The 17,200-nt window shown below is 70.4% G+C and carries 17 protein-coding genes; 12 read left to right on the top strand and 5 right to left on the bottom strand.

Annotated features, from left to right (window positions below):
• Positions 1-21 precede the first annotated feature (21 nt).
• Positions 22-345: a hypothetical protein gene (locus tag ACBY01_RS08680; RefSeq protein WP_416460406.1), complete on the bottom strand. Its 324-nt coding sequence runs from the start codon at positions 343-345 to the stop codon at positions 22-24.
• An 82-nt stretch (positions 346-427) separates the two neighbouring features.
• On the bottom strand, positions 428-2,467 hold the full coding sequence (locus ACBY01_RS08675) for a transglycosylase domain-containing protein (protein ID WP_416460418.1): 2,040 nt from the start codon (positions 2,465-2,467) through the stop codon (positions 428-430).
• A 268-nt stretch (positions 2,468-2,735) separates the two neighbouring features.
• On the opposite strand from ACBY01_RS08675, the gene ACBY01_RS08670 reads away from it, so the two are divergent.
• Positions 2,736-3,278 (top strand): homogentisate 1,2-dioxygenase, encoded by a 543-nt coding sequence (locus ACBY01_RS08670; protein WP_416460405.1) that lies wholly within the window; start codon positions 2,736-2,738, stop codon positions 3,276-3,278.
• A 31-nt stretch (positions 3,279-3,309) separates the two neighbouring features.
• Here ACBY01_RS08670 and ACBY01_RS08665 read toward each other — a convergent pair whose 3' ends face one another.
• Entirely contained in the window at positions 3,310-3,876 is a 567-nt protein-coding gene (locus ACBY01_RS08665; protein WP_416460404.1) for an HNH endonuclease, read from the bottom strand.
• Positions 3,877-3,971: 95 nt separating this feature from the next.
• Here ACBY01_RS08665 and gluQRS point away from each other — a divergent pair, with 95 nt between their 5' ends.
• The 5 genes from gluQRS (at position 3,972) to egtD (ending at position 8,083) form a co-directional block, all read left to right on the top strand.
• A complete protein-coding gene (gene gluQRS, locus ACBY01_RS08660; RefSeq protein ID WP_416460403.1) occupies positions 3,972-4,841 on the top strand; it encodes a tRNA glutamyl-Q(34) synthetase GluQRS in 870 nt (289 codons plus the stop codon).
• 10 nt (positions 4,842-4,851) lie between these two features.
• On the top strand, positions 4,852-5,079 hold the full coding sequence (locus ACBY01_RS08655; protein WP_416460402.1) for a twin transmembrane helix small protein: 228 nt from the start codon (positions 4,852-4,854) through the stop codon (positions 5,077-5,079).
• 178 nt (positions 5,080-5,257) lie between these two features.
• Positions 5,258-5,827, top strand: coding sequence for a cob(I)yrinic acid a,c-diamide adenosyltransferase (locus tag ACBY01_RS08650; RefSeq protein WP_416460401.1), 570 nt, complete (start codon positions 5,258-5,260; stop codon positions 5,825-5,827).
• A gap of 19 nt (positions 5,828-5,846) precedes the next feature.
• On the top strand, positions 5,847-7,103 hold the full coding sequence (gene egtB / locus ACBY01_RS08645; protein ID WP_416460400.1) for an ergothioneine biosynthesis protein EgtB: 1,257 nt from the start codon (positions 5,847-5,849) through the stop codon (positions 7,101-7,103).
• A 2-nt stretch (positions 7,104-7,105) separates the two neighbouring features.
• On the top strand, positions 7,106-8,083 hold the full coding sequence (gene egtD, locus ACBY01_RS08640; protein WP_416460399.1) for an L-histidine N(alpha)-methyltransferase: 978 nt from the start codon (positions 7,106-7,108) through the stop codon (positions 8,081-8,083).
• A 207-nt stretch (positions 8,084-8,290) separates the two neighbouring features.
• On the opposite strand, the gene ACBY01_RS08635 is transcribed toward egtD, so the two are convergent.
• Positions 8,291-9,397 carry a DUF1176 domain-containing protein gene (locus ACBY01_RS08635; RefSeq protein WP_416460398.1) on the bottom strand — a complete coding sequence of 369 codons (1,107 nt, stop codon included), beginning with the start codon at positions 9,395-9,397 and terminating at the stop codon, positions 8,291-8,293.
• A gap of 71 nt (positions 9,398-9,468) precedes the next feature.
• On the opposite strand from ACBY01_RS08635, the gene ACBY01_RS08630 reads away from it, so the two are divergent.
• The 4 genes from ACBY01_RS08630 (at position 9,469) to ACBY01_RS08615 (ending at position 14,401) form a co-directional block, all read left to right on the top strand.
• On the top strand, positions 9,469-10,338 hold the full coding sequence (locus tag ACBY01_RS08630; RefSeq protein ID WP_416460417.1) for a 3-hydroxybutyryl-CoA dehydrogenase: 870 nt from the start codon (positions 9,469-9,471) through the stop codon (positions 10,336-10,338).
• Between the two features lie 120 nt (positions 10,339-10,458).
• The gene (gene otsB, locus ACBY01_RS08625) at positions 10,459-11,214 is read left to right on the top strand and encodes a trehalose-phosphatase (RefSeq protein ID WP_416460397.1); all 756 of its coding nucleotides are present in this window, start codon (positions 10,459-10,461) and stop codon (positions 11,212-11,214) included.
• The gene (locus tag ACBY01_RS08620; RefSeq protein WP_416460396.1) at positions 11,211-13,010 is read left to right on the top strand and encodes a glycoside hydrolase family 15 protein; all 1,800 of its coding nucleotides are present in this window, start codon (positions 11,211-11,213) and stop codon (positions 13,008-13,010) included. Before otsB ends, ACBY01_RS08620 begins: the two co-directional genes overlap by 4 nt.
• Positions 13,007-14,401: an alpha,alpha-trehalose-phosphate synthase (UDP-forming) gene (locus ACBY01_RS08615; protein ID WP_416460395.1), complete on the top strand. Its 1,395-nt coding sequence runs from the start codon at positions 13,007-13,009 to the stop codon at positions 14,399-14,401. Before ACBY01_RS08620 ends, ACBY01_RS08615 begins: the two co-directional genes overlap by 4 nt.
• 150 nt (positions 14,402-14,551) lie before the next feature.
• On the opposite strand, the gene ACBY01_RS08610 is transcribed toward ACBY01_RS08615, so the two are convergent.
• Positions 14,552-15,820 carry a NupC/NupG family nucleoside CNT transporter gene (locus tag ACBY01_RS08610; protein ID WP_416460394.1) on the bottom strand — a complete coding sequence of 423 codons (1,269 nt, stop codon included), beginning with the start codon at positions 15,818-15,820 and terminating at the stop codon, positions 14,552-14,554.
• A gap of 189 nt (positions 15,821-16,009) precedes the next feature.
• Between ACBY01_RS08610 and ACBY01_RS08605 the strand changes: the two genes are divergently transcribed.
• Entirely contained in the window at positions 16,010-16,681 is a 672-nt protein-coding gene (locus ACBY01_RS08605) for a queuosine precursor transporter (RefSeq protein ID WP_416460393.1), read from the top strand.
• Positions 16,678-16,983 (top strand): alkylphosphonate utilization protein, encoded by a 306-nt coding sequence (locus ACBY01_RS08600; RefSeq protein ID WP_416460392.1) that lies wholly within the window; start codon positions 16,678-16,680, stop codon positions 16,981-16,983. The genes ACBY01_RS08605 and ACBY01_RS08600 overlap by 4 nt, the downstream gene beginning before the upstream one ends.
• The last annotated feature ends 217 nt before the right edge of the window (positions 16,984-17,200 follow it).

Below are 17,200 nucleotides of genomic sequence, written 5' to 3'. Positions count from 1 at the left end.
CCCACTTCCCAAAATCCAGCTTTAGTCGCAGATCAACTCCAGAACGGTGCCCCATCCGACGAGCTGAGCCCCCTCGTGGATCCGCCAGCGCCGGCCGACTTCGAGTTCTTGGATCAGCGCAGGCCACGCAAGCAAGACCATCTCGACGTCCGTTGCTTCGCCAGGCGCGAGCGTCCGACCCTCGCTCAGATCGATGGCGCCCATGCACATCTCGCGATTGGCTTCGCCGAAGAAGTTATGGTTCGGTCGGTAGCTAACAGGTCCACAAAGCGGCGAATGGCGGCCTCCGTCGCTTGTTGCGATTAACTCGATGTGGGCGAGGATGGCGAGATGATCGAGATCCATGTGCCGACTGTGCCTGTTTCGACGGCCCGCGCAAGAGCGTCAGATATCCACCACCTCCCGCCGTAACTTCACGGTCTAGCGATCACTCCTCCTCCGGCGCGCGGCGTGCGTCGGGCGTGGGCGGCGGCGGTGGCGCTCGGCGGTCGTTGCGTTCCACCTGGATGCCGCCGTCGCGGTCGAAGCGCAGGTTGATGCCCATGCCCTGGATCTCGCCCTGGAACTGGTCGGTGGCCTCGTCGATCGCGTCACCGGCCTCGTCGAGCGCGGCGCCGGCGGCGTCGAGGCCGTTCTCCATCGTCTCGTCGACCTCCTCGACTACCTCGGGCGGGGGCGGCGGGAGCTGGACGCCGAGCGCTTCGGTCATGAAGTCGCGCCAGATGCGCGCGGGCAGCCCGCCGCCGGCGAGGCCGGGGTTGGCAGTGTTGTCGTCGTTGCCCAGCCACACGCCCGCGACGATGTCGCCGGCATAGCCGACGAACAGTGCGTCGCGCGAGTTCTGGGTGGTGCCGGTCTTGCCGAACGCCTCGATCGGCAGCTTCGCCTGATGGCCGGTGCCGCGGATCGAGGCGGCGAGCAGCGTGCGCATGCCGTCGATCTCGCGGCGGCCGAGCGGGCGGGTGCTGTTGCGCAGCCGCTCGAACCAAGAGGTCTCCTCCACGTCCTTGAGCCCGCGCGGCCGCACCGGTGCCTCGCCCGCGGCGACCGCGGCATAGGCGGCGGTGAGCTCGAGCAGCGAGACGTTGGCGGTGCCGAGCGCGATCGTCGCCTCTTCCGGGATCGGCGTGGAGATGCCCAGGTCGCGCGCGGCGCGGATGACGTTGCGCACGCCGACCTCCTGCGTCAGCCGCGCGGCGGCCACGTTGCTCGACCGCGCGAAGGCGCGGGTGAGCGGCATGGTGCCGAGATAGCGACCGTCGCTGTTCTTGGGGCTCCAGTCGCCGATCGTCACCGGCTCGTCCTGCACCGGCGAATCGGGATCAAGGCCCGAGCGCAGCGCCGCCAGGTAGACGAACAGCTTGAAGGTGGAGCCCGGCTGGCGGCGGGCCTGCACCGCGCGGTTGAACGGGCTGGCCTTGTAGTTCTTGCCGCCGACCATCGCGATCACGCGGCCATCGGGGTGCATCGCCACCAGCGCGGCCTGGGTCTGGCGGAGACCTGCGCGGCGGATCGCGCGCTCGGCGGCGCGCTGGATGCGGCGCTCCAGCGTGGTGGTGACGCGCAGGTCGGTGCCGACGCCGCCGGCGCGGTCGCGCGCGGCGGGCAGCACCCAGTCGGCGAAATAGGTGCCGGTCGGCAGGTCGTCGCTCTTGGCGACGCGCAGCCGCGCGGGTTGCACCGCCTTCGCCTCGGCATCGGTGAGGAAGCCGGCGTCCTCCATCGTCGAGACCACCACGGCCTGCCGTGCGCGCGCGCCCTTGAGATTGCCGGTGGGGGCGAGGCGCGAGGGTGCCTTCACCAGCCCGGCGAGCATCGCCGCCTGGGCGGTGGTGAGCTCCTGCGGAGTGCGGCTGAAATAATGCTCGGACGCGGCGGCCAGGCCATAGGCGTTGTCGCCGAAATAGACGTTGGAGAGGTAGCGCGAGAGGATCTCGTCCTTGGTCAGCCACGCTTCGAGCCAGAAGGCGATCATCACCTCGCGCAGCTTGCGCGCGGCGGTCCGGTCCGAATCGAGAAAGGCGTTCTTGGCGAGCTGCTGGGTGATGGTGCTGCCGCCCTCGCGCACCCCGCCCGACCGCATGTTGTGCACCATCGCGCGCAGGATGCCGCGCGGATCGATGCCCCAGTGGCTGCGGAAACGGCGGTCCTCCACGGCGATGAACGCCTGGGTGACGTGCTCGGGAAGCCGGGCCGCGTCGACCGGCTTGCCGATGTTGGCGCCGCGCTGCGCGATCGGCGTGCCCTCCGCCGACAGCAGCGTGATCGAGGGCGGCAGCGGCGGCTGCAGCGATTTCGACAGCGGCGCGGTGAGCGCGAGCCACGCGATCGCCAGCACCAGCAGGAGGATGCCCGCGGCGATCGCACGGATCGTCCAGCGCAGCCACCGCGGACGGCCGCTGCGTACCGGCGGGGCAGGCGGGGTCGGGGGCGGCGGCGCGCCGTAGCCGCCGGCATGACCCGGCATCGTCGTCGCGCCGGCGCTGGTCGCCGCGGCGACGTCGAACTCCGCCAACGCCGCGTCGAACCGCGCCAGCCGCTCGCGGCGCTGGTCCTCCAGCTCGCGCAGCCCGAGCTGGGAGCGGCCGACGCGGGCCGGATCGAGCGGATGGGGATCGTCGTGCATCTGACCAGCTGTGTTACGTCTCTAGAACAGCCTTCGCAAGCGCGTGCGTTGCGGAGCGGGTCCGGCGCGGCTACGCCAGCGGCCTCGTTCGCGCAACAAGGGCAGGCGCATGCTGACCACGCCGTCGATCTTCCTGGCACTGGCGCAGGCGCTGATGCCGCAGCCCGCCGCGTCGCCGCCTGCCCCGAACCAAAGCGGCGCGCGCGCCGTCGCCGCGCAGCCGTGCACCGCGGCCGAGCCCTTGCCCGCGGCGCTTGCCGCCTGGTCCCGGCCCGAGCGGCTGTCGGCGGGAATCGCGCAGGGCGCCTCGCTCCCCGTGCTGCGCGTCGGGCGGGCCGCGACGCTGCGGTTGCAGCCGGCGGCTTCGCTGCGGCTGGTGCGGGTGCCGGCGACCGCGCCGGCCGATGCGCGCGGCGGCATGGTCGCCTTCACGGTCGGCCAGGCCGGCCACTATCGCGTGGCGCTGGAGAGCAAGGGGTGGATCGACGTGCTGAAGGACGGGCAGCCGCTCGAATCGAGCAGCCACGGTCATGGCCCGCGCTGCACTGGCATCCGCAAGCTCGTCGGCTTCACCCTCCAGCCCGGTCGCTACGTGCTGCAGCTGTCGAACGTGCCGCAGGACGCGGTGCGGGTGCTGATCGCGCGTTCGTGACGTGCGGTCCGGCGGACCGGAGCCGCGCGCGCTACGCCTCCAGCTCGACGTCCCAGTAGAGCCAGTCGTGCCAGCTTTCGTGGAGGAAGTTCGGCGGGAAGCGCCGGCCGTGCTCCTGCAGCTGCCAGTTGGTCGGGCGGATCGGCGCGAGGTGGAGCGGCATCGCCGCCTGGCGCGGGGTGCGGCCGCCCTTCTTGAGGTTGCACGGCGCGCAGGCGGTGACGACATTCTCCCAGGTGGTACGACCGCCCTGGGCGCGCGGCACCACGTGATCGAAGGTCAGATCCTTGGGGCACCCGCAATATTGGCAGGCGAAGCGATCGCGCAGGAACAGGTTGAACCGGGTGAAGGCGGGAAAGGCCGAGGGCTTCACATACTGCTTGAGCGCGATCACCGACGGCAGCTTAAGCGACGCGGTGGGGCTGTGCACCTCCCGCTCGTAGTGCGCGACGATGTCGACCCGGTCGAGGAACACCGCCTTGATCGCAGTCTGCCACGGCCACAGGCTCAAGGGGTAATAGCTCAGCGGCGTATAATCGGCGTTGAGCACGAGAGCCGGGCAGCTGTCCGGGTGGCGGATCAGATCGGGATGAAACATGCGTTCCCCTCGCCCTCGTTCGCGGCTGCTATGGCAGCACGCGGTGACAGGTGCATGACAGCATGCGCCGCAAGGGCGGGTCAAGAGGTAGCTGCATGACCTGCATCAGCCGCTTCGCGCCGAGCCCGACCGGGCGGCTCCACCTGGGCCACGCCTGGTCGGCGGTGCAGGCGCATGCGCTGGCGCGGCCGCGCGGTGGGCGCTTCCTGCTGCGCATCGAGGACATCGACCAGGGGCGCAGCCGGCCCGAGCATGTCGCGGCGATCCTCGCCGACTTGGCGTGGATGGGACTCGACCACGACGGGCCGGTGATGTTCCAGTCGCAACGGATGCCGCTCTATGCCGCCGCGCTGGACCGGCTGAAGGCGGCGGGGCTGGTCTATCCGTGCTTCTGCACGCGCGCCGATATCGCGCGCGAAGTGGCGGCGAGCGCGTCGGCCCCGCACGGCAGCGACGGGCCGATCTATCCGAGGACGTGCCGCACGCTGGCGCCGGACGTGCGCGCGGAACGCGTGGCGCGCGAGCCGCATGCGTGGCGGATCGACATGGCGCGGGCTGTAGCGGTGGCGGGGCCGCTCGCGTGGGAGGACGCCCACGCCGGCACCGTCGCCGCCGATCCGGGCGCGCAGGGCGACGTGGTGCTCGCGCGCAAGGACGCGGGCGTCAGCTACCATCTCGCCGTGACGGTGGACGATGCCGCGCAGGGCGTGACGGACGTGGTGCGCGGGCGCGACCTATTCGCCGCCACCCACATCCACCGGCTGCTCCAGGCGCTGCTGGCGCTGCCGACGCCGCGCTACCATCACCACCCGCTGCTGGTGGGGGCCGACGGCGCGCGGCTCGCCAAGCGCCACGGCGCGCCGAGCCTGGAGGCGATGCGGCTCGCCGGTGAGGACGGGCGCGCGCTCGCCGAGGAAATCCGCCACGGCCGGCTGCCGCTTGGCTTCGGCCTGGCAAGCGCCTAGGCTCCGGCCCATGAACGTGTTCCTCGTCCTGCTCCTGATCGCGGCGATGATCGCGACCGTGGTTGCGCTCGTCCGCGGCGTCATCACCTTCCTCAAGGCGTCGAGCGACGAGGTGCGCGGCGAGGGACCGAGTGCCTCCAGCCTGCGCTCCAACAAGCTGATGCAGGCGCGCATCCTGTTCCAGGCGATCGCGATCCTGATCGTCGTGGTGATCCTGTTCGCCGCCGGGCGGACGTGAGGGGCGGGGGAACGCCCCCTTTTCTGCGGTGGTCTTTCCCCCGTTCGTCTCGAGTAGGGATCGAGCTTGTCGAGAGCCCGTATCGAGAGAGCCACCGCCACCGGTCTCTGGATACGCCGTCTCGACAAGCTCGACGGCACCTCGAGACGAACGGAAAATAGAAAGAACTGCGTCGCACATGGTCAAGCTCAACAAGATCTACACGCGCACCGGCGATGCGGGCACCACCGGGTTGGTCGACGGGTCGCGAACGTCCAAGTCGGCGCCGCGGATGGCGGCGATCGGCGACGTCGACGAGCTCAACAGCACGATCGGGGTCGCGCGCTCCGCGCTGGGCACAGGGCCGATCGAGGCGGCACTGGCGCGGATCCAGAACGACCTGTTCGATCTGGGCGCCGATCTCGCGACGCCGCTCGCCGAGGACGAGGCGCCCGGCGCGGCGCTGCGCATCGTCGCCGGCCAGGTGGCGCGGCTGGAGCGCGAGATCGACGCACTCAACGAGGGGCTGCGGCCGCTGACCAGCTTCGTGCTGCCCGCCGGCGATCCGGGCGCGGCGGCGCTGCACCTCGCCAGGTCGGTCGCGCGCCGGGCCGAGCGCACCGCCGTCGCCGCCGCAGCCGACGTCGCGGTGAGCCCGAGCGTGCTCGCCTATCTCAACCGCCTGTCCGATTATCTGTTCGTCGCCGCCCGCGTGGTGAACCAAGCGGGGGCCGGGGACGTTCTGTGGGTTCCAGGGGCTGAACGATAGACGAGGAAGGGGCGTGGCGATGCAGGGGATTCAGCAGCAACCCGGCGCCGACCCGCTCCAGCATCGCTTCCAGAGTGTCCGCGCGCTCAGCGAGGCGCTGGTCGCGCCGCTGTCTGATGCCGACGCCACCGTCCAGTCGATGCCCGACGCCTCGCCGGCGAAATGGCATCTCGCGCACACCAGCTGGTTCTTCGAGACCTTCGTGCTGCGCGACCATCTGCCCGGCTACGTGCTGCACGACGCGCGCTTCCCGTTCCTGTTCAACAGCTATTACGAGGCGGAGGGCAAGCGCCACGCCCGCGCGCGGCGCGGCATGATCACGCGGCCGAGCCTCGACGAGGTGCTGGGCTATCGCCGCGCGGTGACGCAGGCGGTGCTCGACGGCTGGGCGCGGCTGCCGGCAGCCGCGCTCGACCTGATCGCGCTGGGCTGCCACCACGAACAGCAGCACCAGGAACTGCTGCTCACCGACATCCTCCACCTGTTTTCCGAAAACCCGCTGGAGCCGGCGGTGTGGCCGGCAGCGCGCAAGCAGCCGGTGGCAATGCCGGGGGCGATCGGCTGGATCGCGCACGACGGCGGTATCGTCGAGGTCGGCCACGGCGGCGACGGCTTCGCCTTCGATTGCGAGGGGCCGCGCCACCGCGCGCTGCTCGCGCGGCATGCGATCGCCGACCGCACCGTCACCAACGGCGAATGGGCGGCGTTCGTCGCCGACGGCGGCTATCGCGAGCCGCGCCACTGGCTGTCGGACGGCTGGGCCTGGGTGCAGCGCGAGGGCATCGCGGCGCCGATGTACTGGGAGGAAGGCGAGGGCGGCTGGACCCGCTTCGGGCTCGACGGGCGGCGCGCGATCGATCCCGCGGCGCCGGTGACTCACGTCAGCTTCTTCGAGGCGGACGCCTATGCCAGCTGGGCGGGCGTGCGGCTGCCGACCGAGCAGGAGTGGGAAGCGGCAGCCGCTGGCGCCGATCCTGCGGGCGGCAACCAGCTCGATACCGCCGGCCCGGTCGAGCCGCGCCCGGCGACCGGCGGCCCCGGCTTCGTCGGCGACGTATGGGAATGGACCGGCAGCGCCTATCGCCCGTACCCCGGCTTCCACCCGGTCGAGGGCGCGGTCGGCGAGTACAACGGCAAGTTCATGAGCGGCCAGTTCGTGCTGCGCGGCGGCAGCTGCGCGACGCCGCGCGGGCATCTGCGCACCAGCTACCGCAACTTCTTCTACCCCCATCAGCGCTGGCAGTTCACCGGCGTCCGCCTGGCGAAGGATCTGTGACCGTGAAGCTGCCCGACGCCGACCATGCCGTGACCGCCGCCGCCGACCCGCGCTTCCGCGCCGACGTGCTCGCCGGGCTGGCGATGCGCCCGCGCGCGATCCCGGCGCGCTGGTTCTACGACCGCCGCGGGTCCGAGCTGTTCGAGGAGATCACCCGCCTTCCCGAATATTACCCGACGCGCACCGAAACCGCGCTGCTCCACGACGCGGTGCCGGAGGTGGCGCGACGGACGGGGGCGGGGCGTGCGGTGGTGGAGTTCGGTTCGGGCTCGTCGGCCAAGACGCCGATCCTGCTCGGCGGCATCGACCCCGCCGCCTATGTGCCGATCGACATTTCCGGCGAGTTCCTGCGCGATTCCGCCGCGCAGCTGCAGCAGGCTTTTCCGGACCTGCCGGTGCACCCGGTGGAGGCCGATTTCCTCCGCCCGGTGACGCTGCCGGGAGCGATCGCCGACCAGCCCAAGCTCGGCTTCTTCCCCGGCTCGACGATCGGCAACATGGAGCCCTATGCCGCCGCCGACCTGCTGCGGGCGATGCGTGGGTCTCTGGGCGAGGGTGCGCAACTGCTGATCGGCATCGACCGGGTGAAGGCGGAGGACGTGCTCGTCCCCGCATACGACGATGCGCAGGGGGTAACCGCGGCGTTCAATCGCAATTTGCTCGACCGCATCAACCGCGAGCTCGAGGGCACCATCCCGGTCGAGGATTTCGCACACAAGGCGGTGTGGAACGACGCGCTCTCGCGGATCGAGATGCATCTGGAGGCGAGCCGCGACGTGGCGTTCACGGTTGCCGGCGAAACGTTCGACATCGCGGCCGGCGAGACGATCCACACCGAGAACAGCCACAAATACGGCGAACGCGGCACCCGCGTGCTGCTGCGCACCGGCGGCTGGACCCCGATCGGCGAATGGCGCGACCCGCAGGGCTGGTTCGCGCTGATCCTGGCGGAGGCGCAGCCGTTCCCCGCGGCGCCGTGAGGGGATTTTTACGACCCTTTCCACGCCCCCGTTCGTGCCGAGTAGGGGCCGAGTAGCTCCGTCAGGAGCATATCGAGGGCTCGCATCGAGGTGCGGTTTCGCGCGCCAACCCTCCCTCGATACGCCCTCTCGATACACGGCTTCGCCGCTACTCGATGGCTACTCGGGATGAACGGGGAGGGGCGGCGGAAACCGAGAGCGGATGCCTTACCGCACTACCCTTGCCCGCCACGTCGGCAGGTAGACCTTGCTGCCGCGGCACTCGCGCATTTCCTCCTGGCGGGACAGGCGGAAGCGGGTGCCGTCCCAGACGAATTCCTGCTGGATGCCGCAGTCGCCCAGCCCGCGGCCGCGGGCGAAGCTGGTGAGGACGCCGTTTTCGAAGCTGCCGTCGACCACGTTCTGCACCGCTGCCCCTTCCTCGGACATGCCGGAGGGCGCGTCGAACCGGGCGGGCGTGTGGGTGCCGTCGCGCACCACGAACGCCGCCAGCATCAGATTATAGGCACCTGCCTGGCAGGGGAGCAGCGCCAGTGTGCCGTTGCCGAGCGACGCCGTGTGCGGCTGGTCGAAGGCGGGATTGTCCTGGCAATGTGCCTTGGCCTTCATCGTCGCGACACGCGCGGGGTCGAGCAGCGCCGCCTCGCCGCCGAGCGGCGCGGCGCGGATCACCGGCAGCGCGGGCGCGGTTGCGGCGTCGGGCTTGTCGCCGCGCGCGAACAGCGCGCCGGTGGTGCCGTCGCGGTGCTGCTGTGCGTCGATCCAGCGCAGCGCCGCCGCCGCGCCCGACAGGCTGGCGTGGCCGAGCTGCGCGCCCGTGGAGTCGGCGACGGTGAGTTTGCGTCCGCTACCGAGCGCGGCGGCGATCCGGGTGGCGTCGGCGCCCGCAAACGTCACCGCGCCCCCATCTCCGGCGGTACCGCCCTTGGCGAGCGGCGTTCCGTCGACTGCCACCGTCAGCGGCGTCGGGCGGCGGCTGTAGACGGCGAAGCGCAGCGTCGGCGCCGCGTCCGGCCCGGCGGCGCGATCGAGCGCCAGCGTCATCGCCGGCTCGATCTCGTCTTCCGGCGCGAGCGCCACCGCGCGGCAGGCGAGGCCGTTGTCGCAGGCGACGGTCCAGTCGCGGAAGGTCTGGATCTCGGTCGGCTGGGGGCGGGTGCCGGTGTCGGCGTCCGGCTGCGCCGCGACGGCGGCGCGCGGCTCGGACGCGGCGGCTGCGGCCGCGTCGGGCGAGGGCGCAGGGGTGGGCGCATCGGCGCCGCCGCATCCGGCGAGGAGGAGGACGATCGGCGCGAGCAGGGGAGAACGGTGCATGACGGGACACTAACGCGCTGCGCGGAGCCTCGAAACCCGCTATCCCGCCTCCAACCACAGGAGAGCGGATGATGCAGACAGTCGGAGTGATCGGAGCGGGGCAGATGGGCGCGGGCATCGCGCAGGTGGCGGCGCAGGCCGGCTATCGCGTGCTGCTGTCGGACGTGTCCGCCGACCGGGCCGATGCGGGGAAGGCGGGGATCGCCAAGCAGCTCGCGCGGGCGGTGGAGAAGGAAAAGATCGCGGCCGCGGATCGCGACGCCGCGCTCGATCGCATCGAGACCGTCGGCGACGTGGCGGCGATGGCGCCGTGCGAGCTGGTGATCGAGGCGGCGACCGAGCGCGAGGAGATCAAGCGCGCGATCTTCGGTACCGTCGGAAAGGTGCTGGGCGATACCGCGATCCTCGCCAGCAATACCTCGTCGATCCCGATCACGCGGCTGGCGCAGGCGGCGCCGGATCCGGCGCGCTTCATCGGCGTGCATTTCTTCAATCCCGTGCCGGTCATGGGGCTGATCGAAGTCATCCGCGGGCTCGCCACCTCGGACGAGACGGTGGCGCGGGTCGAGGCGTTCGGCGACACCCTCGGCAAGCGGATCGTCCATGCCAACGACGCGCCGGGCTTCATCGTCAACCGCGTGCTGATGCCGATGCTCAACGAAGCCTGCTTCGCGCTGGGCGAGGGGGTGGCGACGATCCCCGACATCGACGCGGCGTGCCAGCTGGGGCTCAACCACCCGATGGGCCCGTTCACGCTCGCCGACTTCATCGGGCTCGACACCTGTCTGGAGATCACCCGCGTGCTGTTCGAGGGCACCGGCGATCCCAAGTTCCGGCCCGCGCCGCTGCTGGTGAAGTATGTCGAGGCCGGCTGGTACGGCCGCAAGACCAAGCGCGGCTTCTACGACTATTCGGGTGCGGAGCCGGTACCGACGCGCTGACCCGAACCCGCCGGGCGACGATCGGGGTGGTCCGGCGGATACCGAGCGGCTAGTGCTCGTTTCCTGAACGAAATGACAGCGTGCGCGAAACGATGCGCGGCTGTTGGCGTTAGGAGACCCATGCAACCACCGTCGGCGTCCGCGGCTCTGAACGAGCCACCCCTTTCCCTGCTGCGCGATTCGAGCCTTTTTCTGGATTTCGACGGAACGCTGGTCGATCTGGCCGAACGGCCGGACGGGGTGGTGGTGGACGAGGCGCTGCACACCCTGCTGCAGCGGCTGGCCGAGCGGCTCGACGGACGGCTGGCGATCGTCAGCGGGCGCTCGATCGAACAGATCGACGGCTTCCTCGGCCGCTCGCTGGGCGGGGTCGCGGTGGTCGGCAGCCACGGCGCCGAGATCCGCCGCGCCGGCGGTACCATCGTCCGGCCGGAGCGGCCTGCCACGCTCGAAGCCGCCGAAACGGCGTTCACCGAGCGCTTTGCCGGCCATGACGGCGTCGTGATCGAGGTGAAGTCGCTGGGCGTCGCCATCCATTACCGCATGGCACCCGAGGTCGAGGTCGAGGCGAGAGCGCTGGTCGAAGCCTTCGCCCGGCACGAGGGGCTGGAGGTGCAGCACGGCAAGATGATGACCGAGCTGCGCATGGCCGGCCATGACAAGGGCACCGCGATCGCGTCTCTCGCCGAGCAGGGGCCGTTCCTCGGCCACGCACCGGTGTTCGTCGGCGACGACCTCACCGATGAGCCGGGCTTCGTCTTTTGCGCGCATCATGGTGGATCGGGCATCCTGATCGGTGCGCCGCGCGCCACGGCGGCGGCGTTCCGCCTAGCCGACGTGGCGAGCTTCCGCCGCTGGCTGGAGGCGGCGGCGTGACCGCGACGCTCGACCTCTGGCCGATCGGCAACTGTCAGGTATCGGCGCTGGTCGATCGCGCCGGCCGCTTCGTCTGGGGCTGCGTGCCGCGGGTCGACGGCGAGCCGACCTTCTGCTCGCTGCTCGACGACCATCCGCGCGGCGGCGAGGAGGGCTCGCACGGCTTCTGGGAGATCGACCTGGAGGACTGCGTCGAAACGCGGCAGGCCTATGTCCGCAACACCCCGGTGCTGCGGACCGAGCATCGCGACGCCGACGGCAACGCGATCGAGGTGATCGACTTCGCGCCGCGCTTCCGCCGCAACGGGCGGATGTACCGGCCGGTCGCCTTCTGCCGGATCGTGCGGCCGGTGGCGGGGTCGCCGCGCATCCGCGTGCGGCTGCGCCCGGCGACCGACTGGGGCGCCCGCGTGCCCGAGCGGACGCGCGGCACCAACCACATCCGCTATGTGCTCGGCGAGATGACGCTGCGGCTGTCGACCAGCGCGCCGATCGGCTGGATCGAGGACGAGCGGCTGTTCCGGGTCGAGCGCCCGCTCTACTTCTTCCTCGGGCCCGACGAGAGCTTCTCGACCGAGATCCCGACCGCGGTCGAGGCGATGCTCGACCACACGGTCGCCGGCTGGCGGCACTGGGTGCGTGGGCTCGCCACCCCGGCGGAATGGCAGGACCCGGTGATCCGCGCGGCGATCACGCTCAAGCTGTGCCAGCACGAGGAGACCGGCGCGATCGTCGCGGCGCTGACCACCTCGATCCCCGAACATGCGGGATCGCAGCGCAACTGGGACTATCGCTTCTGCTGGATCCGCGACGCCTATTACACGGTGCAGGCGCTCAACCGGTTGGGCGCGCTCGACGTGCTGGAGGGGTATCTCGAATATCTCCGCAACATCGTCGACAACGCCAAGGGCGGGCATATCCAGCCGCTCTACGGCGTCGGCGGTGAGGCCCGGCTGCCCGAGCGTCATGCCGAGGCGCTCGCCGGCTATCGCGGCATGGGTCCGGTCCGCGTCGGCAACCAGGCCTATGAGCAGTTCCAGCACGATGCCTATGGCCAGATCGTGCTGTCCAATGCGCAGGCGTTCTTCGACCAGCGGTTGCTCAGAATTGCGGGCGAGCAGGATTTCGAGGCGCTGGAGCCGGTGGGCGAGCGCGCCTGGGAGTCGTTCGACCAGGCCGACGCCGGGCTGTGGGAGCTGCGCACGCGCAGCCACGTCCACACCTATTCGGCGGCGATGTGCTGGGCGGCGTGCGACCGGCTGGCCGGCGTCGCGGAGCACCTGGGGCTGGCCGAGCGCGCGACCTTCTGGGCGACTCGCGCCGACGCGATGCGCAAGCGGATCGAGACGGCGGCGTGGCGACCGGACACCAACCGCATGTCGGCGACCTTCAGCGGCGACGATCTGGACGCCAGCCTGATCCAGCTGCTGGACCTGCGCTTCGTCGAGCCCGACGACCCGCGCTTCCGCGGCACGCTGGAGGCGGTGGAGGCGGGGCTGCGCCGCGGATCGCACATGCTGCGCTATGCGACCGAGGACGATTTCGGCCTGCCGCACACCGCTTTCAACGTCTGCACCTTCTGGCTGATCGAGGCGTTGCACGCGACGGGCCGGGTCGACGACGCCCGTGTGCTGCTGGAGGAGATGATCGCGCGGCGGACCCCCGCCGGGCTCCTTTCGGAAGACATCGATCCCAATTCCGGCGAGCTGTGGGGCAACTATCCGCAGACCTATTCGCTGGTGGGACTGATCAATTCGGCGATGCTGCTGAGCAAGCCGTGGACGGAGGTACGATGAGCCGCCTGATCGTCATTTCGAACCGGGTGCAGGCGCCGACCGCGGCCGGTGCGGGCGGGGCGCAGGGCGGGCTGGCGGTGGCGCTGACCGCGGCGCTGCGCGAGGAGCACGGCATCTGGTTCGGCTGGTCGGGCGAGACCGGCAAGGACCACGAGCTCCGCTTCGAGACGTACGAGGGCGTCACCTCGGCGGTGATGGACCTGTCCGAGCAGGACGTGGAGGAATATTACGACGGCTTCGCCAACCGGACGCTGTGGCCGCTGTTCCACTACCGGCTGGACCTGACCGAGTTCGAGCGCGACTTCCAGGGCGGCTACGAGCGCGTCAACCGCGTGTTCGGCCAGGCGATCGGCCCCCACATCGAGCCCGACGACGTGGTGTGGGTCCACGATTATCACATGATCCCGCTCGGCTGGGTGCTGCGCCAGCAGGGGGTGAAGAACCGCATGGGCTTCTTCCTCCATATCCCCTGGCCGCCGACGCGGTTGCTGGTCGCGCTGCCGCAGCACCGTCGGCTGGTCGAATCGCTGTTCGCCTACGACGTCGTCGGCTTCCAGACCGAGGAGTGGCTCGAGTCCTTCCGCCACTATGCGGTGCACGAGATGGGCGGCACCCTGTCGGACGGCGACTGCGTCACCGTCGGCGGCCGCACGATCCGCGCGATCGCCTGCCCGATCGGGGTGGACGCGGAGTCGTTCATCGCCGACGCCAACGGCCCCACCGCCAAGGCGACCCAGCTGCGCATGCTCGAAAGCGCGGTCGGCCGCAGCATGATGGTGGGGGTCGACCGGCTCGACTATTCGAAGGGGCTGGCAGAGCGCTTCGCCGGCTACGAGCGCTTCCTCCAGAACCACCCGGACCGCCGCGCGCTGGTCTACCTTCTCCAGATCGCGCCGCCGTCGCGCACCGCGGTGCAGAGCTACCGCGACATCCGCGACAACCTCGACGCCATGTCCGGGCGCATCAACGGTGCCTATGCGGATATCGACTGGGTGCCGATCCGCTACGTCAACCAGGGCTATCCGCGGGACCTGCTCGCCGGCATCTACCGCGCGGCGAAGATCGGGCTGGTGACCCCCCTGCGCGACGGCATGAACCTGGTCGCCAAGGAATATGTCGCAGCGCAGGACCCGCACGATCCGGGGGTGCTGATCCTGTCGCGCTTCGCCGGCGCCGCCGCCCAGCTGCCGCAGGCGATCCTGTGCAATCCCTACAGCGCCGAGGACGTCGCCGACGCGATCGACAAGGCGCTGCGCATGCCGCGCGAGGAGCGGATCGCGCGATGGAAGCCGATGTTCGACAACGTCCGCAACGAGGACGTGATCTGGTGGCGCCGCCGCTTCCTGGACACGCTCGCCGATGCGCCGCTGTGCGAGCGCAACACGATCTGACGTCGTCGGCAACCCTCATCCAGGACGCACCACCGTCATCCTGACGGAAGTCAGGATCCATTGCCGCAACGCTGGAGCCTCAGGCGCTGCGCGTCTGGATGCTGACTTCCGTCAGTATGACGGGGAAAAGGGAAGGGTGCTGTTGCCCTACTACAGCAGCAGCCCCGCCAGCGCCGCCGACATCAGGTTCGCGAGGCTGCCCGCCACCAGCGCGCGGACGCCGAGCTTGGCGATCATCGGGCGCTGGTTGGGCGCGAGGCTGCCGGTCGCGGCCATCTGGATCGCGATCGAGCTGAAGTTGGCAAAGCCGCACAGCGCGAAGGTGACGATCGCGACGGTACGCGGCGACAGCTGATCGCGCAGGTTGCCCAGCTCGATGAAGGCGACGAACTCGTTGAGCACCACCTTGCTGCCGAACAGGCCGCCGGCACGGCCCGCTTCGTCCCAGGGGATGTTGAGCAGGAACATCACCGGCTGGAACAGCGTGCCGATAATCATCTGGAAGCTCAGCTCGGGGTGGCCGAACCAGCCGCCGACCGCGCCGAGCAGGCCGTTGGCGAGCGCCACCAGCGCGACGAACGCCAGCACCATCGCGCCCACCGCGACGGCGATCTTGACGCCGATCTGGGCGCCGGTCGCCGCCGCCATGATGAGGTTGGCGGCCTTTTCCTCCTCGACGTTCGCCTCTGCGGCGCGGATCACGTCCTCCTCGTCGGCGACCGGGTCGACGACGGCCGCGCCGGCGGGGGCGAGCGGCACGTCGGGCATGATGATCTTGGCCATCAGCAGGCCGCCCGGCGCCGCCATGAACGAGGCGGCGAGCAGGAACGGCAGCGACTGCGGGCCGAGGAACGAGGCATAGGCGGCGAGGATCGTGCCGGCGACCCCGGCCATGCCGACCGACATCACCGCGAACAGCTGCGACGGCGTGAGGCTGGCAAGATAGGGGCGGATCACCAGCGGCGACTCGCTCTGACCGACGAAGATGTTGGCCGCCGCGCACAGCGATTCGACCTTGGAGACGCCGGTGATCTTCTCGATCCCGCCGCCGACCCAGCGCACCACGAACTGCATGATGCCCAGGTGGTAGAGGATCGACACCAGCGCCGCGAAGAAGATGATCACCGGCAGCGCGGAGATGGCGAAGCTGTGGCCGCCCATGTCCGGCCCGGCGAGCGGCCCGAAGATGAAGTTGGTGCCCGCCTGCGCATAGCCGAGCAGCGCCGACACGCCGGCCGCAGCCCCCTGGATCAGCCGGCGCCCGAACGGCACGTAGAGCACGAGCACGGCGATGCCGACCTGCAGCGCGAACGCGGCGCCCACCACGCGCAGCCGGATCGCCCGCCGGTTGGTCGAGATCGCGAAGGCGATCGCGAGGATCACGACGATGCCGGCGACGCCGATCAGAAAACGGTTCATTCTTGGTTCCGGCCCCGTGCCCGACAGGCGTGAAGATGGTTGCGCGACATGTCTGCCGCGACGGCGCGGCGGGACTATGGCCAAGCGGCGGCTGCGGCAACAGTCCTTTCGTCGCGCCGGCCGTTTCCTTGAGCAGCGTGGCATTTCAGGCGGTTGCCCGCTCGCGGCGGCGCGGCTAGCGTCGCGCGGATGAATCCCACCCCTCCCGCCGCCCACCGCCTCGTCGCGGTGCCGCGGTCGCTGTTCGCCTTCTCCATCTTCTACGGCGGCATGGTCTGCATCGCGGGCGTGCTCGGCAACAAGCAGGTGGCGCTGGGGCCGCTGGCGGTGGAGGCGGGGATCTTCGCCTTTCTGCTGCTGGTGGTGGTCTCCAGCGCGGTCGCCGAGCTCCACGGCCGCGCCACCGCCAACCGGCTGGTGCAGTTCGGCTTCGTGCCGCTGATCTTCTCGATTCTGCTGCTGCTCGTCGTGCTGAGCGTGCCCGCCGCGCCCGACATGGCGCCGGAACGGCTGGCGGCGTTCGACCTGATGATGCGCGCGACGCCGCGTATCTGGGGCGCGGGGATCATCGCCTATGGCGTGTCGCAGACGCTCAACGTCACGATCTTTGCGGCGATGCGCCGCGGCGTGGGCAAGCTGCTGTGGCTGCGCGCCGGCACCGCAAGCGCGCTGTCGCAGATCGTCGACACGTTGATCTTCATCACCGTCGCCTTCTATGGCGCATTCCCGATCGGACAGCTGATCGTCGGGCAGATGCTCGCCAAGGTCGCGCTGTCGGTCGTGCTGGTGCCGCCCCTGATCTACCTGTTCGTCGGGCTGGGGCGCTGGCTGGATGGAACGCAGGGGGAGCGCGCGCTGTGAGCGACGAATACATCTATGACGAAGCCACCGGCGAGTGGATCAACCCGGCCGACGCCGCCACCGCCGCACCGGCTGCGGGCGACGACGCGGTCGAGGTGCGCGATGCCGCCGGCAACCTGCTGGCCGACGGCGACAGCGTGACGCTGGTCAAGGACCTGAAGGTCAAGGGCGCCAACCAGACGCTCAAACGCGGCACGGTGATCAAGTCGATCCGCCTGACCGGCGACGCGCAGGAGATCGACTGCCGCTACGAGGGCATCAAGGGGCTGGTGCTGCGCGCGGAGTTCGTGCGCAAGCGGTGAGGGGCGTTCCCCGGCGGTTTCGAGTCTCGGCGTGATTTGTACCCCGGCGTGATGTGTACCCCGGCGAAGGCCGGGGTCCAGGGCCAAGCAGAGCAACAGCTGTCGGCGCGTGGAATCCCGTGCTCCTGCCTTCGCAGGAGCACGGGAAGGGACGGCGCGCTTCTTCGTCATCCTGACGGAAGTCAGGATCCATTGCCGCTCCGCCGGAAGCAGGAGC

The organism is Sphingomonas mangrovi (assembly GCF_047975845.1).
Classification (GTDB): Bacteria; Pseudomonadota; Alphaproteobacteria; order Sphingomonadales; family Sphingomonadaceae; genus Sphingomonas.
The sequence above is the reverse complement of the archived record's forward strand: the minus strand, read 5'-3'. Positions and strand labels throughout refer to the sequence as shown.

Bases quoted from the DNA above. Each gene is read 5' to 3' on its own strand.
- ACBY01_RS08650 (WP_416460401.1), top strand. From the start codon at position 5,258: ATGGTCAAGCTCAACAAGATCTACACGCGCACCGGCGATGCGGGCACC.
- ACBY01_RS08630 (WP_416460417.1), top strand. From the start codon at position 9,469: ATGCAGACAGTCGGAGTGATCGGAGCGGGGCAGATGGGCGCGGGCATC.
- ACBY01_RS08670 (WP_416460405.1), top strand. From the start codon at position 2,736: ATGCTGACCACGCCGTCGATCTTCCTGGCACTGGCGCAGGCGCTGATG.
- ACBY01_RS08675 (WP_416460418.1), bottom strand. From the start codon at position 2,467: ATGCCGGGTCATGCCGGCGGCTACGGCGCGCCGCCGCCCCCGACCCCG.
- ACBY01_RS08610 (WP_416460394.1), bottom strand. From the start codon at position 15,820: ATGAACCGTTTTCTGATCGGCGTCGCCGGCATCGTCGTGATCCTCGCG.
- ACBY01_RS08605 (WP_416460393.1), top strand. From the start codon at position 16,010: ATGAATCCCACCCCTCCCGCCGCCCACCGCCTCGTCGCGGTGCCGCGG.
- otsB (WP_416460397.1), top strand. From the start codon at position 10,459: ATGCAACCACCGTCGGCGTCCGCGGCTCTGAACGAGCCACCCCTTTCC.
- ACBY01_RS08665 (WP_416460404.1), bottom strand. From the start codon at position 3,876: ATGTTTCATCCCGATCTGATCCGCCACCCGGACAGCTGCCCGGCTCTC.
- ACBY01_RS08635 (WP_416460398.1), bottom strand. From the start codon at position 9,397: ATGCACCGTTCTCCCCTGCTCGCGCCGATCGTCCTCCTCCTCGCCGGA.
- ACBY01_RS08615 (WP_416460395.1), top strand. From the start codon at position 13,007: ATGAGCCGCCTGATCGTCATTTCGAACCGGGTGCAGGCGCCGACCGCG.
- egtB (WP_416460400.1), top strand. From the start codon at position 5,847: ATGCAGGGGATTCAGCAGCAACCCGGCGCCGACCCGCTCCAGCATCGC.
- gluQRS (WP_416460403.1), top strand. From the start codon at position 3,972: ATGACCTGCATCAGCCGCTTCGCGCCGAGCCCGACCGGGCGGCTCCAC.
- ACBY01_RS08680 (WP_416460406.1), bottom strand. From the start codon at position 345: ATGGATCTCGATCATCTCGCCATCCTCGCCCACATCGAGTTAATCGCA.
- ACBY01_RS08655 (WP_416460402.1), top strand. From the start codon at position 4,852: ATGAACGTGTTCCTCGTCCTGCTCCTGATCGCGGCGATGATCGCGACC.